This is a genomic window from Promicromonospora sp. NPDC090134, assembly GCF_044746965.1.
Classification (GTDB): domain Bacteria; phylum Actinomycetota; class Actinomycetes; order Actinomycetales; family Cellulomonadaceae; genus Promicromonospora.
In genome coordinates, this window is the sequence record NZ_JBIVCZ010000007.1 from 257,454 (window position 1) to 276,970 (window position 19,517).

Consider the following 19,517-nt stretch of genomic DNA (forward strand, 5'->3'; position numbering starts at 1 on the left):
CCGCGCCGCAGGGGTCGCGGCGGGGTTCTATGGGCGCATGAGCACCCTGCACGACGCGGCGACGACGCCCGCCACCGGCGCGGCCGACCGCGAGGAAAACCCGCACGGCCTGCCCCGGCACGTCGTGCTCGACGGCACCCCGCTGACCGTCGAGCAGGTCGTCGCCGTCGCCCGCCACGGCGCGACCGTCGAGATCCACGAGAGCGCGCTGGCCCGCATGGCGCAGACCCGCGCCGTCATCGACGACCTCGCCCACGACGCCGCGCCGCACTACGGCGTCTCGACCGGCTTCGGCGCGCTCGCCCGGCGGCACATCCCCGCCGAGATGCGGGCGCAGCTCCAGGTCAGCCTCGTGCGCTCGCACGCGGCCGGGTCCGGGCCGCAGGTCGAGACCGAGGTGGTGCGGGCGCTGCAGCTCCTGCGGCTGGCCACCCTGGTCACGGGCCACACCGGCGCGCGTCCCGTCACGGCGCGGACCTACGCCGCCATGCTCGACGCCGGGATCACGCCCGTCGTGCACGAGTACGGGTCCCTCGGCTGCTCCGGCGACCTCGCGCCGCTCGCGCACGTGGCGCTCGCCGCGATGGGCGAGGGCCGCGTCCGGGTGGGCGGCCAGGAGGTCGACGCCGCCCCGGCGCTCGCCGACGCCGGGATCGAGCCGCTGGTGCTCGCCGAGAAGGAGGGCCTGGCCCTCATCAACGGCACCGACGGCATGCTCGGCATGCTCTGCCTCGCGATCCACGACCTGCGCCGCCTGCTCACCACGGCCGACGTCGCGGCGTCCCTGTCCGTCGAGGCGCTGCTCGGGTCGGACGCGCCCTTCGCCGAGGACCTGATCGGCCTGCGCCCGCACCCCGGGCAGGCGGCGTCGGCGTCGAACATGCGCCGCCTCCTGGCGGGCTCGCCGCTCATGGCGAGCCACCGCGAGCTCGACGACGCCGGAAACCCCGCGTGCACCCGCGTGCAGGACGCCTACTCCCTGCGGTGCGCGCCCCAGGTGCACGGCGCCGCCCGTGACACCCTGGACCACGCGGCCACGGTCGCGGGCCGGGAGCTGGCCTCCGCGATCGACAACCCGGTCGTGACGGCCGACGGGCGCGTGGAGTCCAACGGCAACTTCCACGGCGCACCCGTGGCCTACGTGCTCGACTTCCTCGCCATCGCGGCCGCCGACCTGGCGAGCATGAGCGAGCGGCGCACCGACCGGTTCCTCGACGTCGCGCGCTCCGAGGGGCTGCCCGCGTTCCTCGCGCACGACCCGGGCGTCGACTCCGGGCACATGATCGCCCAGTACACGGCCGCCGGGATCGTCTCCGAGCTCAAGCGCCTCGCGGCGCCCGCGAGCGTGGACTCCATCCCGAGCTCCGCCATGCAGGAGGATCACGTGTCCATGGGCTGGTCCGGCGCGCGCAAGCTGCGCCGCTCCGTGGACGGGCTCACCCGCGTGCTCGCGATCGAGGTGCTCACGGCCACGCGCGCCCTGGACCTGCGGGAGCAGGCCCCGGCGGCGGGTACGGCAGCGGTGCACGACGTCGTCCGCACCGTGGTGCCTGGCCCCGGACCGGACCGCTACCTCGCCCCCGAGATCGAGCACGTGGTGCGGCTCGTCGAGGAGGGGCGCATCGTGACGGCGCCCGCAGCCGCCGTCGGACACCTGCACTGACGCAGAACCCGCACCCCCAGCCGAACTGAGCCGAAGGAGACCCAAGTGAACCAGCCGTACGACCGGGGGACCCCCGTACCCGTCCGCGCCGCGCGCGGCACCACCCTGACTGCCCGGAGCTGGCAGACCGAGGCGCCGCTGCGCATGCTCATGAACAACCTCGACCCGGAGGTGGCCGAGCGGCCCGACGACCTGGTGGTCTACGGCGGCACCGGCCGGGCGGCGCGGGACTGGCCGAGCTACCACGCGATCGTCCGCTCCCTGACGGACCTGCGCGAGGACGAGACCCTGATGGTCCAGTCCGGACGCCCCGTGGGCGTGCTGCGGACGCACGAGTGGGCGCCGCGCGTGCTGATCGCCAACTCGAACCTCGTGGGCGACTGGGCGACGTGGCCCGAGCACCGGCGTCTGGAGCAGCTCGGCCTGACGATGTACGGGCAGATGACGGCCGGGTCCTGGATCTACATCGGCACCCAGGGGATCCTCCAGGGCACGTACGAGACGTTCGCGGCAGTCGCGGCCAAGAGGTTCGGCGGCACGCTGGCCGGGACGCTCACCCTGACCGGCGGCTGCGGCGGCATGGGCGGCGCCCAGCCCCTGGCCGTGACGCTCAACGGCGGTGTGTGCCTCGTGGTCGACGTCGACCCGGCCCGCCTGCACCGGCGCGTCGAGACGCGCTACCTCGACGTCGTCGCGGCCTCCGTGGACGAGGGGGTCGAGCTGGCGCTGGCCGCGAAGAAGGAGCGGCGCGCGCTGTCGGTGGGTGTGGTCGGCAACTCCGCCGACGTCGTGCCGGAGCTGCTGCGCCGCGGCGTCGAGGTGGACGTCGTGACGGACCAGACCTCGGCGCACGACCCGCTGTCCTACCTGCCGTCAGGGGTGGAGCTGACGGACTGGGCCGACCTCGCGGAGAAGGACCCGGAGGGATTCACCGAGCGGGCGCGGGAGTCGATGGCCCGCCACGTCGAGGCGATGGTGGGCTTCCAGGACGCGGGCGCCGAGGTGTTCGACTACGGCAACTCGATCCGCGACGAGGCGCGGCAGGGCGGCTACGGCCGGGCGTTCGACTTCCCGGGCTTCGTGCCCGCCTACATCCGGCCGCTGTTCGCGGAGGGCAAGGGACCGTTCCGCTGGGCCGCGCTGTCCGGGGACGCACGCGACATCGCGGTGACCGACCAGGCCGTGCTCGACCTGTTCCCGGACAACGACCACCTGGGCCGCTGGATCCGCGCCGCCCAGGAGCGGGTCGCGTTCCAGGGTCTGCCCGCGCGCATCTGCTGGCTCGGGCACGGGGAGCGGGACGTCGCGGGGCTGCGGTTCAACGAGCTCGTCGCCTCGGGGGAGATCTCCGCCCCGCTCGCGATCGGGCGCGACCACCTGGACTCCGGCTCGGTGGCCTCGCCGTACCGGGAGACGGAGGCGATGGCCGACGGTTCCGACGCGATCGCGGACTGGCCGCTGCTGAACGCCCTGGTCAACACGGCGTCGGGCGCCACCTGGGTGTCGCTGCACCACGGCGGCGGCGTCGGCATGGGGCGCTCCATCCACGCCGGGCAGGTGTCCGTGGCGGACGGGACGGCGCTCGCCGCCGAGAAGCTCGCGCGCGTCCTGGCGAACGACCCCGCGACCGGCGTGCTGCGGCACGTCGACGCCGGGTACGACGACGCCGTGGCGGCCGCCGAGCGCGGCGGGCTGCGGGTGCCGATGCGGGAGGGGGCGTGATCCCTGGTCCGACGGCGGTGGGCGGGCTGCTCGATGCGATCGCCGACGTCGGACGGGCGCCGTCGGGCGGGTACGAGCGGTTCGCCTGGACCGTGCACGACCTGGCCCTGCGCGAGTGGTTCGCCGCCGAGGCCACGGCGCGCGGGCTGGACGTGACTGTGGACCGGGCCGGGAACCAGTGGGCCTGGTGGGGCGACCCGGACGCCGTCGGGCCCGGGGTCGTGACCGGCAGCCACCTCGACTCGGTGCCCGGCGGGGGTAGGTACGACGGTCCGCTGGGCGTGGTGAGCGCGTTCGCGGCGCTCGACGCGCTGCGGGCGGACGGCGTCGTGCCTGCTCGGCCGCTCGGGATCGTGAACTTCTCCGACGAGGAGGGCGCCCGGTTCGGGCTCGCCTGCCTGGGCTCGCGGGCCGTGACCGGGACGGTTCCGGCCGAGCGGCTGCTCGCGCTGCGAGACCGGGCGGGGGACAGTCTCGCGGACGTGCTCGGGCGGGCCGGCGGTTCGGGCTCGGCCGGCTGGTCAGGCGGGTTCGGTGCGACCGGCTCGACCGGCGGGGCGGGCCGGACCGGGGGGACTCCGCACGGCGGCGTCCGGCTCGACCACTACGGCCGCGACCCCGAGGTCCTGGCGCGCATCGGCGTCTTCGTCGAGCTGCATGTCGAGCAGGGCCGATACCTCGCCGACCTGCCCGCGGACGACGCGGCGCCGGTCGCGATCGGCGCCGCGATCTGGCCGCACGGCCGGTGGCGCGTCGACCTCGCGGGCGAGGCCAACCACGCCGGCACCACACCACTGGAACACCGGCACGATCCGATGCTCGACCTCGCACGGCTCATCACCGACGTTCGCGCCGCCGCCGAGCACGCCGGCGCGCTCGCGACGCTGGCCAAGGTCGAGGTCGAGCCGAACGGCGTCAACGCGATCCCGTCCCGGGTGCGCGCCTGGATCGACGCCCGCGCGCAAACGGAACAGGCCGTCCGTTCCGTGATCGGCGGGACGCCGAGCGGTGCGGTGCTGGGGGTCCCGGCGGAGGCAGGTCAGGTGACCGCGGGTCTAGTAGCGGAAAGAGGGCACGGAGAGCGACCAGGTCTGCGCTCATCTGTGCCGGGCGGGGCCAGTGGGCTCGGCGAGCCGAGTGGGTCCGGCGTCTTCGGCGGGCCGGGCGGGGGCGGCGGTCGCGGGCTGGGGGAGTGGGCGCCCGTCGAGGAGTCCTGGACGCCGGCGACGGTGTTCGACCCGGCGCTCGCGGCGCGGCTCGCCGACGTTGTCGGGCGGCTGGGCTCCGACCTGCCCGCCCCCGTGATCGGCACGGGCGCCGGGCACGACGCCGGCATCCTCGCCGCGGCCGGCGTGCCGACCGCGATGCTGTTCGTGCGCAACCCGACGGGCGTGTCGCACTCGCCGGCCGAGCACGCCGAACAGGCCGACTGCGACGCCGGCGTCGAGGCCCTGACCGCCGTCCTCGCGGACCTCCTGACGGCACCGGCCCTCCCGTCGGCCAGGTCGGCGACGCCGGTCGGCAGATCTGCCACGGCTGTCAGCCGGGCGGGGGCGGCCCGGTCCGCCGCGCCGGCTCGACAGGGCTCACCGTAGTCCCCTTCGAGACCTAGGTTTCTTCGCTTTGCGGCCCGTCAAAGCGAAGAAACTTAGGTCTCGAAGGGGAGCTGCGAAGAGCGACGAATCACAGAACGCGAGAGGAGAGCCATGAGCGGCTTCTGGTGCGAGCGGGCCTGGCTGCCCGGGGCCGGCGGCACTGCCCGGTCCGACGACGGGCCAGCCCCCGCCCCCGGCCGCGTCGTCGACGCCGTGCGGGTCGAGACCGCCCCCGGCCGCGTCGTCGACGCCGTGCGGGTCGAGACCGCCGCCGGGCGGATCACCGCCGTCGAGCCCGGCGCCCCGCCGTCGGACGGCGACGTGCGCCTGCGCGGCATCGTGCTCCCCGGCCTTGCCGACGCGCACTCGCACGCGTTCCACCGCGCGCTGCGCGGCCGCACCCACGCCGACGGCGGTTCGTTCTGGACGTGGCGCCAGGGCATGTACGCCCTGGCAGCCGCCCTGACGCCCGCCCGGTACGAACGCCTGGCCCGCGCCGTCTACGCGGAGCTGGCGCTCGGCGGCACCACGGCCGTCGGCGAGTTCCACTACGTGCACCACCGCCCCGACGGGACCCCGTACCCCGCGGCGCAGGGCGGCCCGAACGCCATGGCCGAGGCCCTGCGGTCCGCCGCGCGCGACGCCGGCGTGCACCTCACGCTGCTCGACACCTGCTACCTGCACGGCGGCCTCGGCACCGAGGGGCACGGGCCGCTCGCGCCGGAGCAGGCCCGGTTCGGCGACGGCACGGTCGAGCGGTGGGCGCGCCGCGTCGACGCGCTGCGCGCCGCCTGGGCCGACGACGACCGGGTGCTGGTCGGCGCCGCCGCCCACTCGGTGCGTGCCGTCGCACCGGCCGAGCTCGCCGCCGTGGCCCGCTGGGCGCGGGACGCGGGCGCGCCGCTGCACGTCCACCTGTCCGAGCAGCCGGGGGAGAACGAGGCGGCGCTCGCGGCCTTCGGCGTCACGCCGACGCGGCTGCTGCACGACGCCGGGGCGCTCGGCCCCGGCACCACGGCGGTGCACGCGGTGTACCTGACCGACGACGACGTCGCGCTGCTGGGCACCTCGGGCACGGGCGTCTGCCTCTGCCCGACGACGGAGCGCGACCTCGCCGACGGCATCGCTCCCGGTCTCCGGCTGCAGCGCGCGGGCAGCCCGCTCAGCGTCGGCACGGACCAGCACGTCGGCGCGGACGTGCTGGCGGAGGCGCGCGGCGTCGAGGAGCACGAGCGTCTCGCAGGCGGCCGGCGCGGCGCGTTCGACCCGGCGACGCTGGTCGATATCGCGACGTCGGCCGGGCACGCCGCGCTCGGCCGGCCCGACGCCGGCCGGATCGCCGTGGGCGCGCCCGCCGACCTCGTCGCGGTGCGCCTCGACACGCCCCGCACGGCCGGGGCCGACCCCGCGCAGGTCGCCCTGGTCGCGGGCGCGACGGACGTGTCCGACGTCGTGGCGGGCGGCGAGCTCGTGGTGCGCGACGGCGTGCACCGGGCCGGTGACGTGGCGCGCATGCTCGCCGAGGCGATCGACGAGATCTGGGCCGCTGCCGAGCGGGACATCGCGCGGGACCTCACGCAGGACATCACCAGGGGGAGCGACGCATGAGCGTGCTGCTGACGAACATCGGCGAGCTGGTCACCAACGACCCGGCGCACGACGGGTCGGGGCCGGCCGGGGGCGGGACCATGCCGGGCGGCCGGGGAACCGTGGCCGACGGGATCGGCCTCGTGCCCGACGCCGCCGTGCTCGTCCAGGACGGGCGCATCGCCTGGACGGGACCGGCGGCGTCGGCCCCGGCGGCGGACGACGTCGTCGACCTCGAAGGACGGTGCGTGCTCCCCGGGTTCGTGGACTCGCACTCGCACACCGTGTTCGCGGGCGACCGCGCCGCCGAGTTCGCGGCGCGCATGACCGGCGAGCCCTACACCGGCGGCGGCATCGCGACCACGGTCGCCGCGACCCGCGCCGCGAGCGAGGACGAGCTGCGGGCGCGCGGCCGGGCGCTCGTGCGCGAGATGCTCGCGCAGGGCACCACGACCGTCGAGATCAAGAGCGGCTACGGCCAGGACGTCGCCACCGAGGCCCGCACGCTGCGGATCGCCCGGGAACTCTCCCCGGAGACGACCTACCTCGGCGCGCACACCATCCCCGCCGAGTACGCCGCCGACCGCGCCGGCTACGTCGACCTCGTCACGGGCCCGATGCTCGCCGCCTGCGCGCCGCACGCCCGCTGGGTCGACGTGTTCTGCGAGCCCGCCGCGCCCACGGCCTTCGACGAGGACGAGGCCCGGACCGTGCTGCGCGCCGGGCTCCGGGCGGGCCTGGGCGCCCGCGTGCACGGCAACCAGCTCTCGGCCGGTCCCGGGGTGCGGCTCGCCGTCGAGGTCGGGGCGGCGAGCGTGGACCACTGCACCCACCTGACCGACGCCGACGTCGCCGCGCTGGCCGACTCGTGGACCACGAGCGGGTCGCGGGCCGACAGCGGCCGGACCGGCAGCGGGCTGCACGCCGGTGGGCCCGCCGACGTCGGCCCGGGGTGGCCGGCTGACGGCGAGGCGGGACGGCCGGTCGACGGGCCGTGGACCTGGCCCGGAACCGTCGCGACCCTGCTGCCCGCCGTCGAGTTCTCGACGCGGTCGTCGTACCCCGAGGCCCGCCGGCTGCTCGCCGCGGGAGTGCCGGTCGCGCTGGCCACGGACTGCAACCCCGGCTCCGGCTACTCGTCGTCGATGCCGTTCGTGGTCGCGCTCGCGGTGCGCGAGATGCGCATGAGCCCGGCAGAGGCCGTCTGGTCGGCGACGGCGGGCGGCGCCCTGGCGCTCCGCCGGGACGACGTCGGGCACCTGGCGGTCGGTGCCCGGGCCGACCTGACGGTGCTCGACGCCCCGAGCCACACCTACCTCGCGTACCGCCCGGGCGTCCCGCTGGTCCACGAGGTGTGGCAGAACGGCACCCGCGCCGTCTGACCTTGCCCCGCGAGAGCGCCCGTCGTCGAACGTAGGGTTGGTCGCTCCAAGAGGGCTCTTGGTGCGACCAACCCTACGTTCGACGACGAGCGGGCGGCCGGAGGGCGGCCGGCCGGCGGCCGGCCGGCGGCGGGCGGTTACTGCTCCGTGATGCCCAGGGCCGGCGCCGCCACGAAGCTTGCCCGCGCATCGGCCGCGCCGTGGAGCTCCAGGAGCACCAGCTCGTTGCCGGTGTCGCGCACCACCGGGCCCGGCACGTACAGCGTGTGCGTGGGGCCGAGGCTCCAGTACCGGCCCAGCAGCTCGCCGTTGACCCAGGCCAGGCCCTTGGACCAGCCGTCGAGCCGCAGGAAGTGGTCGGCGCCGCCCACCGAGTCGAACGTCGCCCGGTACAGCCCGGCCCCGGCCGGACGCGGCGCGCCGCCGTCGTCCGGGACCGGCAGCGAACGGCCCGGCGCGTCGAGCGCCGCGCGCAGCAGCTCCGGCGCGTCCTCGACGCGCAGCGCGCCGGCCTCCCACTCGTCCAGGGTGCGGGTCGCCGTGCGCGCCGGCCCGATCAGGCCCTTGGGCTCGCCGATCCGGGGCCCGTAGTTGACCCGGCCCTGGTCCTCCACCAGCAGCGTGAGGTCCCCCGCGCGGGCGGGCAGCGCGACGGCGAAGGTGTGGGACGCGCGGTCGAGCACCCCCACCTGCTCGTCGTCGACCAGCACGACGGCGCGGTCGCGCACCTCGGCGACGGTCAGGACGGCGTCGTCGGCCTGGATCCTGGTGCGGTAGACGGCGAAGCCCGACCACAGCCGCAGGTCGTCGGTGGTGGGCGTCGACGTGAACGCAGCAAGGTCCTCACGCAGCAGGCTCGGCAGCGCGTGGGCCAGCGGCACGTGGGCGGTCAGGTCGACGTCCAGCACCGGCGCCGCGCCCGGCACCCCGGCGTCCGCGGCCGGCGCCCCGGCCTCCGGCACCGGCAGGTGCCGCGCGATCACCTCGCGCATCGCGTGGTACTTGGCCGTGGGCGTGCCGTCCTCGGCGAGCGGCGCGTCGTAGTCGTACGACGTCGTGATGGGCCGGTAGATGCCCTTGTCGTTCGCGCCGCTGGTCAGCCCGAAGTTGGTGCCGCCGTGGAACATGTACAGGTTCACGGAACCGTTGGCCGCGAGCAGGTCGTCCAGGTCGGCGGCGTTCGCCTCGGCGGGGGCGACGTGGTGCTCCAGGCCCCACGAGTCGAACCAGCCGTTCCAGAACTCCATGCACATCAGCGGGCCGGTGGGCTGGTGCCGCCGCAGGATCTCCAGCCGCTCCGTGCTGCGCGAGCCGAAGGTCGCGGTCTTGTGCAGCTCCGGCAGGCCGCCGCGGGCCAGCATCTCGTCGTCCGCCTGGTCGCAGGTGAACAGCGGCACGTCGATGCCCTGCTCGCGCGTCAGGTCCACGAGCGCGCGCAGGTACTTCTGGCGCTCCGGCTGGGGGTCGTTCCCGTAGGCCCCGTACTCGTTCTCCACCTGCACCATGAGCACCGGCCCGCCGCGCGTCACCTGACGCTGCGCCACGAGCGGCAGGAGGTTCGCGAAGTACGTGCCGATCGCCGCGAGGAACCGCGGCTCGTGCCGGCGCACGCCCACGGCCCGGTCGGCGAACAGCCAGCCGGGCAGCCCGCCGCCGTCCCACTCCGCGCAGATGTAGGGCCCCGGCCGCACGATGGCGTACAGGCCCTCGGCGGCCACCAGGTCGAGGAACCGGCCGAGGTCGCGCCGCCCCGCCAGGTCGAACGTCTCCGGGTCGGGCGCGTGGAAGTTCCACGGCACGTACGTCTCGATGGTGTTCAGGCCCATGAGCCGGGCCTTGCGGATCCGGTCGGCCCACTGGTCGGGGTGCACGCGGAAGTAGTGCAGCGCGCCGCTGACGACCTGCATCCGCTCGCCGTCGAGCAGAAAGTCCTCGGGTCCGATCTCGAACGTGGCCATGTGTGGTTCCTCAGGGGTGCGGTCGTGCGGCAGAGGCACGAGGCGTGGGGGGTACAGGTGGGGACACGGGACGACGGCGGGGGAAGGCCCCCGCCGTCGTCCTGGTCAGCTCAGCCGCGGCTCACTCGGAGACGGTGAAGCCCTGCTCGTTGCCGTACTTGACGATCGACTCCTGCCAGGCCGCCAGTCCGTCCGACAGCGGGGTCGAGCCCGTGTAGGCCTGGCCGACGGTGTCGGGGAAGATGCTGTTGGCGTAGACCTGGTAGGGCAGGTACTGCCAGTCCGGGACGACGCCGGTGGCCGACGCCGACAGCACCTCGTTGATCTTCTGCCCGCCGAAGTACTCGGACTCCTCGGCCAGGAACTTCTCGTCGGTGAGGTCGGCGAGCGTCGCCGGGAAGTTGCCGCCCTCCAGGCGGGTGGCCACGCCGTCGCCGGCGTTCGCGTACTGCAGGAACCCGTAGGCCAGCGCCTTCTTCGCGCTCGCCTGGGTGATCGACAGCGCGGAGCCGCCGTTCTCGGCCGTCGCGGTGGCGCCCGCCGTCCACTGCGGCATGGGCGCGACGCGCCAGTCGCTGGACGCCGGGGCGGCACCCGACTCCAGGTTCGCGGGCATCCAGGCGCCCGTCACCAGCGCGGCGATCTCACCGCTGCCCAGGCCCTGGAACCACTCGTCCGACCAGGCCGGCACGTCGGCGACGAGGTCGTCCTCGAGGAGCTGCTGCCACATCTCGGCGAACTTCGTCGAGCCCTCGTCGCCGAGGTCCACGGTCACGTCGGTGCCGTCCACCGCGAAGGGGTGGCCGCCCGCCTGCCAGATCATCGACGTCGCGAAGCCGGCGTCGCCGTTGTCCGCGGTGATGTACGTGTTCGGGTCGGACTCGTGGATCTTCTTCGCGGCCTCGACGAACTCGTCCCAGGTGGCCGGCACCTCGACGCCGGCCTTCTCGAACGTCTTCGCGTTGTAGAACAGCGCCATCGGGCCGGAGTCCATCGGCAGGCCGTACACGGCGTCACCGCTGGTCACCGCGCCCCACGGGCCGGGGGAGTAGGTGCCGTCGAGCTCGCTCGCGCCGTACGGCGCGAGGTCGGCCAGCGACTCGCCGATGGAGAACTGCGGCAGGGCGTAGTACTCCATCTGCGCGACGTCCGGCACGCCCGAGCCCGCGCTGATCGCGTTCTGCAGGGCCACGTAGTGGTCGTTGCCGGTACCGACGTTCGCCAGCTCGACGTTCACGTTCGGGTACTCGGCCTCGAAGTCCTTGACGACCTGGTCCAGCGTGGGCTCCCAGGCCCAGACCAGCAGGTCGCCGCCCTCCTCGAGGGCCGCGGAGACGTCCTCGGGGGAGACGGTCTCCGCGGCGTCGCCGCCGTCGGACCCCGAACCGCACGCGGTCAGGGTGAGCGCCAGGGCGCTCGCCGCGGCGAGCACGCCCAGCGCGCGGTGGTGGCGGATGGTCATGGTGGTTCCTCTCACTTCATCGTCAGTCGGATCAGGTCTCGGGCACTGCGTGCTGCTGGGGGAAGCTCACTCCTTGACGCTGCCGGCGGCGAGACCCGACTGCCAGTAGCGCTGCAGGAGCAGGAAGGCCGCGATGAGCGGCAGGATGGTCAGGAGCGAGCCGGCGATGACGAGGTTGAAGATCGCCTCGCCGCCCGCCGTCGTCGCCTGCGCGTTCCACGCGTTCAGGCCCAGCGTCAGCGGGTACCAGTCCGGGTCGCGCAGCATGATCAGCGGCAGGAAGTAGTTGTTCCACGTCGCCACCACGGTGAACAGCAGCACCGTGACGATGCCGGGCGCCATCATCGGCAGGCACACCTGGAAGAAGGTGCGCGCCTCGCTGGCGCCGTCGATCCGGGCGGCCTCCATGATCTCGTCGGGCACGGCGTCGGCCGCGAAGGTCCACATGAGGTAGAGCCCGAACGGCGAGATGAGCGACGGGATGATCACGGACCAGGGCGTGTTGGTCAGGCCGAGGTTGGCGAACATGAGGAACGTGGGCACCGCCAGGGCGGTGCCGGGCACGGCCACGGCGCCGATGACGACGGCGAACACGGCGCGCTTGCCGGGGAAGTCGAACTTGGCCAGGCCGTAGCCGCCGAGCAGGGCGAGCAGCGTGGCACCGCCGGCGCCGACCACCACGTAGAGCAGCGTGTTGAGGAACCAGCGCCCGAAGACGCCGCCGTCGTAGGTCAGGACGCCGGTGATGTTGTCCCACAGGGCGAAGTCGCCGCTGAACCACAGGCCGAACGAGCTGAACAGGTCGGGCTGCGTCTTGGTCGCGTTGATCAGCAGCCACACCAGCGGGATCAGCGCGTACAGGCCGATCAGGGCGGTCAGCACCGTCAGCAGGATGCTGCGCGTGGGCCGGGCGTGCGACGTGCGGCGGTTGCGCAGCCGCGGCGGCGCCTTGCGGGGACGCACGGTGGGCGCGGACATCAGGACGTTCGTCATGGCTCAGGCCTCCTTGCGCATGCCGCGCAGCTGCACCACATAGGCCACGAGCATCGTGAGCACGCCCATGATGATCGCCACCGTGGCCGAGTAGTTGTACTGCTGGCCGGAGAAGGACAGCGAGTAGGCGTACAGGTTCGGGGTGTAGTGCGTCGAGATGTAGTTGGGCGACAGCGGCTGCAGGATGCTCGGCTCGTTGAAGAGCTGGAACGACCCGATGATCGAGAAGATCGTCGCGACCACGAGGGCGCCCCGGATCGCGGGCAGCTTGATCGCCGAGATCACCCGCCACGGGCCGGCGCCGTCGATCTCGGCCGCCTCGTACAGGGAGGCGGGGACCACGCGCAGCGCCGAGTAGAAGATCAGCATGTTGTAGCCGACGAACTCCCAGGTCACGATGTTGCCGATCGCCGGGAGCACCAGCGCGGAGGCCAGCGGGTCGGGGATGCTCGTGCCGAACAGGTCGTTGATGTTGCCGACCAGGCCGAACCGCTCGCCGTACATGAAGCCCCACATCAGGGCGGCGACGACGCCGGGCACGGCGTACGGCAGGAAGATCGTCAGGCGGAAGAAGTCACGCCCGTACAGGCGGCCGCTGTCGATCGCGAGGGCGACCAGCAGCGAGATGCCGAGCATCACCGGCACCTGGACCAGGAGGAACAGCGTCACGCGGCCCGCGCCGTCCCAGAACTGGGGGTCGCTGAGCACCCGGGCGTAGTTGTCGAACCCTACGAACGACGTGCCGCCCACGAGCTGCGTCTGGAACAGGCTCAGCCAGAGCGAGTAGACGATCGGCGCGAGGAAGACCAGGGCGAACACGGCCATGAAGGGTCCGACGAACCCCCATCCGGTCCAGCGGGAGCGGCGTCGTGCCCGCCCCAGGGTCTTGGGCACGGCCGGCGGCGATGCGAGCGTGGTCAAGGGAAGTCGCTCCTTCACGAGTGGGGTCAGCATGTCGTCGTGTTGACGTAAACATGGTGACGCGGACTAGGGTGCTCGTGAGTTGCCGGAGGTGTCAAGCGCACGCCGGTGCGAGGCACATCACGAGGAGGTGGATGCCGTGGAGGGCAGAGGTCCGTCCCTGGGCGATGTCGCGGTGCTGGCGGGAGTGTCGACCCAGACCGTGTCCCGGGTGTCGATGGGGCTCGACAACGTGCGGCCCGCGACGCGCGACAAGGTGCTCGCCGCGATGGCGCAGCTCGGCTACGCCCCCAACACCGCGGCCCGTGCGCTGCGGTACGGGAGTTTCCGGACCATCGGCATGATCGCGCACGGGCTCGCCCGGACCGGGGAGTCGCGCACCATCGAGGCGGTGGTCGAGGCGGCGCGCACCGAGGGCTACACGGTCACGCTGATCGACGTCGAGAGCCCGTCGTCCGACGTGGTCTCCGCCGCCGCGACCCGGCTCTCCCACCAGGCCATCGACGGGCTGGTGATCGTCCGGGCCGAGACCGTCACGCCCGACCGGCTCGCGCTGCCGTCCCGGCTGCCCGTCGTGGTGTCGGACTCGCGGTTCGTGGGCCACCACCCCGCCGTCGGCGCGGACCAGGTCGACGGCGCCCGGCAGGCCACCCAGCACCTCCTGGACCTGGGGCACCGCACGGTGCACCACGTGCGCGGGCCGGCCGGGTCCGCCCCCGCGCAGCTCCGGGAGGAGTCCTGGCGCGCCACGCTCGCCGCGGCCGGGCGCCCCGTCCCCGAGGTGGTCCCGGGGGACTGGACGGCGGGCTCGGGGTACGACGCCGGACGGCGCCTCGCCGCGGACCCCGAGGTCACCGCGGTGTTCTGCGCCAACGACGAGATGGCCGCCGGCGTGCTCCGCGCGCTGCACGAGGCCGGCCGCACGGTGCCGGGCGACGTGTCCGTGGTGGGGTTCGACGGCATCCTGCTGGCCGAGTACCTCTGGCCGCCGCTGACGACGGTGGTGCAGGACTTCGGCGAGATCGGCCGGCGCCTGGTGGCCCGGCTGCTGCGCGAGGTCCGGGCGGGTGCGGGCGGAGCGGGCGGCGACGCCGCTGGTGGTGCCGACGGTGACGGCGAGGGCGCCGACCTGCACGAGGTGGTCCCGGTGGAGCTCAAGATCCGCGGGAGCACGGCGCCGCCGCGGGCGTGAGCCGGGCCGCGGGTGAACGTGGGGGTGACGCCGGACACGTCCGCCGTCGTCCGGACCACGACGGGACGGACGGTCGTGACCGGCCCCGGCGGGCGGGCGCCGTCGGGCCGCGTGCGCCTGGCCTGGGACACTGTCCCAGGCGGACGGTATACGGTCACCTCTGGGTCGGTGTGACCGTTCCGGGATCGTTACCCGGAGCCCCCGCCGGACACGTCTCCGGCACCGAACATTCACCCCGAGACCCGTAGGATCGGCTCGATGGCGCAATCAGACGGCAGGGGTGTTACCCGAGTGGAGTCACAAACGACAGGGGCTCTGCTCGACCCGTCGACCCGTCCGACCTGGCGCAGCTCCGTGGTCGCCGCCGCCATCGCCGTGCTGGTCTTCGCCCTCTGCATCTGGCAGGTCGTCGTGCGCGGGCCGTTCATCGCCTGGGACTGGCAGTTCCACTACTACGTGGACTCCCACCACCCCGTGGGCTGGGAGAAGATCTTCCTCGACATCGTCGCGAGCATCACGGGCGAGCGCATGTTCACCATCCCCATGGTGGGCGGCACCGCGCTGTACGTGGCCCGCAAGCAGGGCGGCCCGGGCTCGCTCTGGGAGATCGGCACGCGCCGCCCGGTGCTCGCCGTGCTGGCGGGCCTCGCCACCATCGCGCTGATCGGCTACGGCACCAAGTTCGGGCTGGGACGCACCGGCCCGCACCACAACATGGACGTGCTGCACGCCGGCGGCCAGGCGTTCCCGTCGGGGCACGCGGCGAACACGTTCTTCACCGGCTTCTTCATCCTGTGCCTGCTGTTCACGCAGAACGGCCTGTACCCGAGCGTGTCCCGGCTGCGCAAGATGATCCCCGTGGTCGCCGTGATCGTGATGATCGCGGGCGCCCTCATGTCCTGGCTGGACTACCACTGGCTCAGCGACATCCCGGGCGGCTGGCTGCTCGGGTTCATCGCCTGCATGGTGGCGCTCTCCGTGCTGCGCGCCCCGCGCCGCGAACGAGAACCCGCTCCGCCGGCGGCACCCGCACCGCCGGCCTAGAGCCCGGCGCCCCTCAGAGCCGCCTCAGCGCGTCCTCGACCAGCTCCCCGACGGTGTCGCGCACCGCGGCGCGGTCCGCCGGCACCAGCCCGATCCGGGTCCTGCGGTCCAGCACGTCGTCGGCGTCGAGCGCGCCCTCATGGGTGACCGCCCACTCGATCTCGGCGCGCGTGACGTCCAGGTGCCCCGTGCCCGCGCCGCCCTGCCCGACGGCGTCCGTCGAACCCGGCAGCGTGGCGGCGGCCAGCACGTCGGGGGCCTCGGCGCCGTACCGGGCGACGAGGGAGGGGGCGAGGGTCGGGGTCCGTGCGCCTGCCCGCGACAGGGCATCGACCGGCAGCGCCCGAGGCGGCGGCCCGATCCGCGGCGGCGCCCCGACCAGCGGCAGGTCCGCCGTCCAGCACGGCCCGGCGGTGAGCCCGGCATGCTTGACGGCCAGGTCGACGGTGTCCTCGGCCATGGTCCGGTAGGTCGTCAGCTTGCCGCCGAGCACGTTCACCGCGCCCGTCGCGGCGGAGACCGCCACGAGGTGCCGGCGGGAGACGTCGGACGAGCCGAGCCCCGCGCCGTCGCCCGGCCCGGCGGAGTCCACGAGGGGCCGGAGCCCCGCGAAGGCGCCCACGACGTCGTCGGGCAGCAGGGGGCGGTCCAGCACGCGGGAGACCGTGGCCAGCAGGAAGTCGATCTCAGTCCGTGTGGGCTCGGGGACGTCGGGGACAGGGCCGGGCGCCTCCTCGTCGGTGAGGCCGATGATCACGCGCCCGAGCTGGGCCGGCAGCGCGAAGACGAACCGGGAGGTGGACCCGGGCACCGGCACCATGAGCGCGCCACCGGGGTCGCCCAGCCGCGCGGCGGGCACCACGACGTGCGTGCCGCGGCTCGGGCGCAGGCGCACCGACGCGTCCACGGTCCCGGCCCACACGCCCGTGGCGTTCACGACGACGCGGGCGTGCGCCCGCAGCCCCGCGCCGGTCAGCGTGTCCGTCAGCGTCGCGCCGTCCGGGTGCAGCGCCGTGGCCCGGACGCGGGTCAGGATCCGCGCCCCGCGCCCGGCCGCGGTGCGCGCCAGGGCGACGACGAGCCGCGCGTCGTCGACGAGCTGGCCGTCGTGCGCCACCCACGCCCCGTGCAGGTGCTCGCGGGCGACCGCCGGCACGAGCCGGGCGGCCTCGCCCGGCCGGGCCAGGCGCGGCGCGGGCAGCACGTCGGACGACGTCCCGGCGTCGCGCCGCAGCAGGTCGCCCAGCCCGAACCCGATGCCCGCCGTGATGCCCTGCCGCGGCCCCACGCCCTGGGTGAGCGGCAGCACCTGCGGCAGCGCCCGGACCAGGTGCGGCGCGGTGCGCGTCATGAGGACGTGCCGTTCCCGCGCGCTCTCGCGGGCCACGCCGACGTCGCCCGTGGCCAGGTACCGCAGGCCGCCGTGCACCAGCTTGGAGCTCCAGCGCGAGGTGCCCCACGCGAGGTCGTGCGCCTCGACGAGGGCGACGGACAGGCCGCGCGCCGCGGCGTCCAGCGCCACGCCGGCGCCGGTCACGCCGCCCCCGACCACGAGCAGGTCGACCGGCTCGGAGGCGAGCTCGTCGAGCTCGCGCTCGCGGCGCCGGGCGGTGAGGGCGGTGCGCTGCATCGGTCTGCTTCCGGGTCGTGTCGGGTTCGGGGTGGCGGACGCCGGTGCGCGCGTCCGGGTCAGGGGCGGAGGTACCCGTCCAGGGAGTGCGCGAGCTCGGCCCGCAGGGCGGCGTCGTCGATCACGGTGGTGACGGTCCGGTGCGAGAGCACCGCCGACTGGGAGATGAGCAGGACCATGACCGCCATGTCCGTGGCGGACCCCGCCCGGACCGTGCCGCCCTGCTGGGCGGCGGCGACCGCGGCGGCGAGCCACTCGAGGATCACGCGCTGCGACCGGCCGATCCGTTCGAAGGCGTACCGCGTGAAGACCTCGGGCTCCTCGGTCAGGAGGTGCCCGTACACGGGGTCGGCCCACAGCAGCTCGCCGAACCGCACCACCTTGGCGACGATCGTCGCGCGGTCGGCGGCCCGCGGGCCGACGGCAGTGATCACGAGCTGGGCGCGGTGCGCGAGCAGGGCGCGCAGCACGTCGTCGGCGGACTCCCAGCGGCGGTAGACCGTGGGCCGCGAGACGCCGGCCGCGCGGGCCAGCTCCGTGACGGACAGGCCGCGGGTGCCGCGCGTGGCGACGAGCCGGGCGGCCGCCTCCAGCAGGCGCGCCTCGGTGCGGTCGGGGGCATCCGGGGCCGGCGACACTGCCTCCGGGGGTGCATTACGAATTGTCATCTTGTGTAACACTGTAACGCGGCGCCGGTCGGTGGCCAACACCGGCCGCCGTCGACCACGACACGGCCGTCGACACGACCCGGAGGACGCGTGAGCACACAGCCCGACGACGAGCGCATCGAGATGCGGTGGGACGGCTGGGGTGACCCGGCCCGCGCGCACGGGCTGCCGGGCGGCGTGAAGCTCCTGCTCACGGCCGTGCTCGGCCGCACGCCCGCGCCGCCGCCCGGTCCGGACCTCGCCGACGTCACGATCAGCACCCCGCCCCTGCCCGCCGACGACGTCGCGGCACTCGCCGCCGTCGTCGGCGCCGAGCACGTGGACACCGGCCACGACGTGCGGCTGCTGCACGCCGGCGGCAAGTCCACGCCGGACCTGCTGCGGCGCCGGCACGCGGAGCAGGCGGCGCCGGGCGCCGTCGTGCGGCCCGGCTCGGAGGACGACGTCGCCGCCGTGCTGGCCGTCGCGGCCGAGCGCGGCCTCGCCGTCGTGCCCTTCGGCGGCGGCACCGCCGTGACCGGCGGCCTCGCGCCGGACGCCGGGGCGCACCGGGGCGTGGTCAGCCTCGACCTGCGCCGGCTCACCGGGCTCGTCGCGCTGGACGAGGTCTCCCACGAGGCGGCCTTCCACGCCGGGACGACGGCGCCCGCCGCCGAGGCCGTGCTGGCCGGGCGGGGCTTCGAGCTGGGGCACTTCCCGCAGAGCTTCGAGTTCGCGACCCTCGGCGGGTTCGCCGCCATGCGGTCGTCCGGCCAGAACTCCGCCGGGTACGGGCGGTTCGACGCCATGGTGACCGGCCTGCGGGTGGTCACGCCCACGGGCACGCTCGACCTGGGCCGGGCGCCCGGCTCGGCGGCCGGCCCCGACCTGGTGCGCTGGTTCCTGGGCTCGGAGGGCACGTTCGGTGTGATCACGCAGGTGCGCCTGCGCGTGCACCCCACGCCCGAGGCGCGGCTGTTCGACGCGTGGACCTTCCGCGACTTCGCCGCGGGCGCCGACGGCCTGCGCCGCGTGGCGCAGCTCGGTACGGGCCCCACGGTGATCCGGCTGTCCGACGAGGAGGAGACGGCCGTGTCCCTGGCCCAGGTCGGCAACATCGGCAGGGCGCTGACCCGGGGCTGCTCCGCCGTCGTGCTGCACGAGGGGCCCGCGGACCTGGCTGCCGCGCGCCGGGAGGCCACCACGCGCGTGCTGCGCGAGGCGGGCGGGCGGCCCGCCGCCGAGAAGCTGGCCGCGTCCTGGGACCACGGCCGGTTCAGGGCGCCGTACCTGCGCGACGCGCTGCTCGCCGCCGGCGTCTTCTGCGAGACGCTGGAGACCGCCACCACCTGGTCCAACCTGGCCGCGCTCAAGGCGGCCGTCACCGCCGCGCTGGCCGAGGGGTTCGGCCGGGAGCACGCGAAGCACCGCATCCTGTGCCACATCTCGCACGTCTACCCGACGGGCGCCTCGCTGTACTTCACGGTGATCGCCGGGCTCGGCATCGAGCCCCTGGAGCCGTGGGACCGGGTCAAGTCCGGCGTGAACGACGCGATCATGGCCGCGGGCGGCACCATCAGCCACCACCACGGCGTCGGCGCCGACCACGCGCCCTGGCTGGAGCGGGAGATCGGCGCGACGGGCCTGCGGATGCTCCGCGCGGTGCGGGCCGAGCTGGACCCGGCCGGGATCATGAACCCGGGCGCCCTGCTGGGATGAGG

The 19,517-nt window shown here is 74.7% G+C and carries 14 protein-coding genes; 8 read left to right on the forward strand and 6 right to left on the reverse strand.

The annotated features are described in order from the left end of the window. Nucleotides 1-37: 37 nt before the first annotated feature. From hutH to ACIPN7_RS20105, 5 genes are all read left to right on the forward strand, one after another. Complete coding sequence (gene hutH / locus ACIPN7_RS20085) at nt 38-1,663, forward strand: histidine ammonia-lyase (protein ID WP_400546212.1); 1,626 nt, start codon at nt 38-40, stop codon at nt 1,661-1,663. Between the two features lie 45 nt (nt 1,664-1,708). Beyond that, nucleotides 1,709-3,385, forward strand: a complete 1,677-nt coding sequence (locus ACIPN7_RS20090; protein ID WP_400546215.1) for a urocanate hydratase — start codon at nt 1,709-1,711, stop codon at nt 3,383-3,385. Beyond that, complete coding sequence (locus ACIPN7_RS20095; protein ID WP_400546218.1) at nt 3,382-4,980, forward strand: Zn-dependent hydrolase; 1,599 nt, start codon at nt 3,382-3,384, stop codon at nt 4,978-4,980. Before ACIPN7_RS20090 ends, ACIPN7_RS20095 begins: the two co-directional genes overlap by 4 nt. Nucleotides 4,981-5,091: 111 nt before the next feature. Further along, a complete protein-coding gene (locus tag ACIPN7_RS20100; protein WP_400546220.1) occupies nt 5,092-6,588 on the forward strand; it encodes a formimidoylglutamate deiminase in 1,497 nt (498 codons plus the stop codon). Next, nucleotides 6,585-7,949 carry an amidohydrolase family protein gene (locus ACIPN7_RS20105; RefSeq protein ID WP_400546222.1) on the forward strand — a complete coding sequence of 455 codons (1,365 nt, stop codon included), beginning with the start codon at nt 6,585-6,587 and terminating at the stop codon, nt 7,947-7,949. Before ACIPN7_RS20100 ends, ACIPN7_RS20105 begins: the two co-directional genes overlap by 4 nt. A gap of 137 nt (nt 7,950-8,086) precedes the next feature. Here the strand turns inward: ACIPN7_RS20105 and ACIPN7_RS20110 are convergent, their stop codons facing one another. The 4 genes from ACIPN7_RS20110 to ACIPN7_RS20125 all read right to left on the reverse strand — a co-directional run bounded on the left by ACIPN7_RS20110 (nt 8,087) and on the right by ACIPN7_RS20125 (nt 13,316). Further along, nucleotides 8,087-9,907 (reverse strand): glycoside hydrolase family 35 protein, encoded by a 1,821-nt coding sequence (locus ACIPN7_RS20110; RefSeq protein WP_400546224.1) that lies wholly within the window; start codon nt 9,905-9,907, stop codon nt 8,087-8,089. A 121-nt stretch (nt 9,908-10,028) separates the two neighbouring features. Further along, the gene (locus tag ACIPN7_RS20115; protein ID WP_400546226.1) at nt 10,029-11,369 is read right to left on the reverse strand and encodes an ABC transporter substrate-binding protein; all 1,341 of its coding nucleotides are present in this window, start codon (nt 11,367-11,369) and stop codon (nt 10,029-10,031) included. A gap of 66 nt (nt 11,370-11,435) precedes the next feature. After that, nucleotides 11,436-12,362, reverse strand: a complete 927-nt coding sequence (locus ACIPN7_RS20120; RefSeq protein ID WP_400546228.1) for a carbohydrate ABC transporter permease — start codon at nt 12,360-12,362, stop codon at nt 11,436-11,438. A gap of 3 nt (nt 12,363-12,365) precedes the next feature. After that, on the reverse strand, nt 12,366-13,316 hold the full coding sequence (locus ACIPN7_RS20125; RefSeq protein WP_400546231.1) for a carbohydrate ABC transporter permease: 951 nt from the start codon (nt 13,314-13,316) through the stop codon (nt 12,366-12,368). 97 nt (nt 13,317-13,413) lie between these two features. Between ACIPN7_RS20125 and ACIPN7_RS20130 the strand changes: the two genes are divergently transcribed. Both ACIPN7_RS20130 and ACIPN7_RS20135 read left to right on the forward strand, forming a co-directional pair. Next, nucleotides 13,414-14,475 carry a LacI family DNA-binding transcriptional regulator gene (locus tag ACIPN7_RS20130; protein WP_400546233.1) on the forward strand — a complete coding sequence of 354 codons (1,062 nt, stop codon included), beginning with the start codon at nt 13,414-13,416 and terminating at the stop codon, nt 14,473-14,475. Between the two features lie 291 nt (nt 14,476-14,766). Beyond that, nucleotides 14,767-15,519 (forward strand): phosphatase PAP2 family protein, encoded by a 753-nt coding sequence (locus tag ACIPN7_RS20135; protein WP_400546236.1) that lies wholly within the window; start codon nt 14,767-14,769, stop codon nt 15,517-15,519. 13 nt (nt 15,520-15,532) lie between these two features. Here the strand turns inward: ACIPN7_RS20135 and ACIPN7_RS20140 are convergent, their stop codons facing one another. Both ACIPN7_RS20140 and ACIPN7_RS20145 read right to left on the reverse strand, forming a co-directional pair. Further along, on the reverse strand, nt 15,533-17,149 hold the full coding sequence (locus ACIPN7_RS20140; RefSeq protein ID WP_400546239.1) for a glycerol-3-phosphate dehydrogenase/oxidase: 1,617 nt from the start codon (nt 17,147-17,149) through the stop codon (nt 15,533-15,535). Between the two features lie 59 nt (nt 17,150-17,208). Then, entirely contained in the window at nt 17,209-17,817 is a 609-nt protein-coding gene (locus ACIPN7_RS20145; RefSeq protein WP_400546242.1) for a TetR/AcrR family transcriptional regulator, read from the reverse strand. A 90-nt stretch (nt 17,818-17,907) separates the two neighbouring features. Here ACIPN7_RS20145 and ACIPN7_RS20150 point away from each other — a divergent pair, with 90 nt between their 5' ends. Then, nucleotides 17,908-19,515, forward strand: a complete 1,608-nt coding sequence (locus tag ACIPN7_RS20150) for an FAD-binding oxidoreductase (protein ID WP_400546245.1) — start codon at nt 17,908-17,910, stop codon at nt 19,513-19,515. The last annotated feature ends 2 nt before the right edge of the window (nt 19,516-19,517 follow it).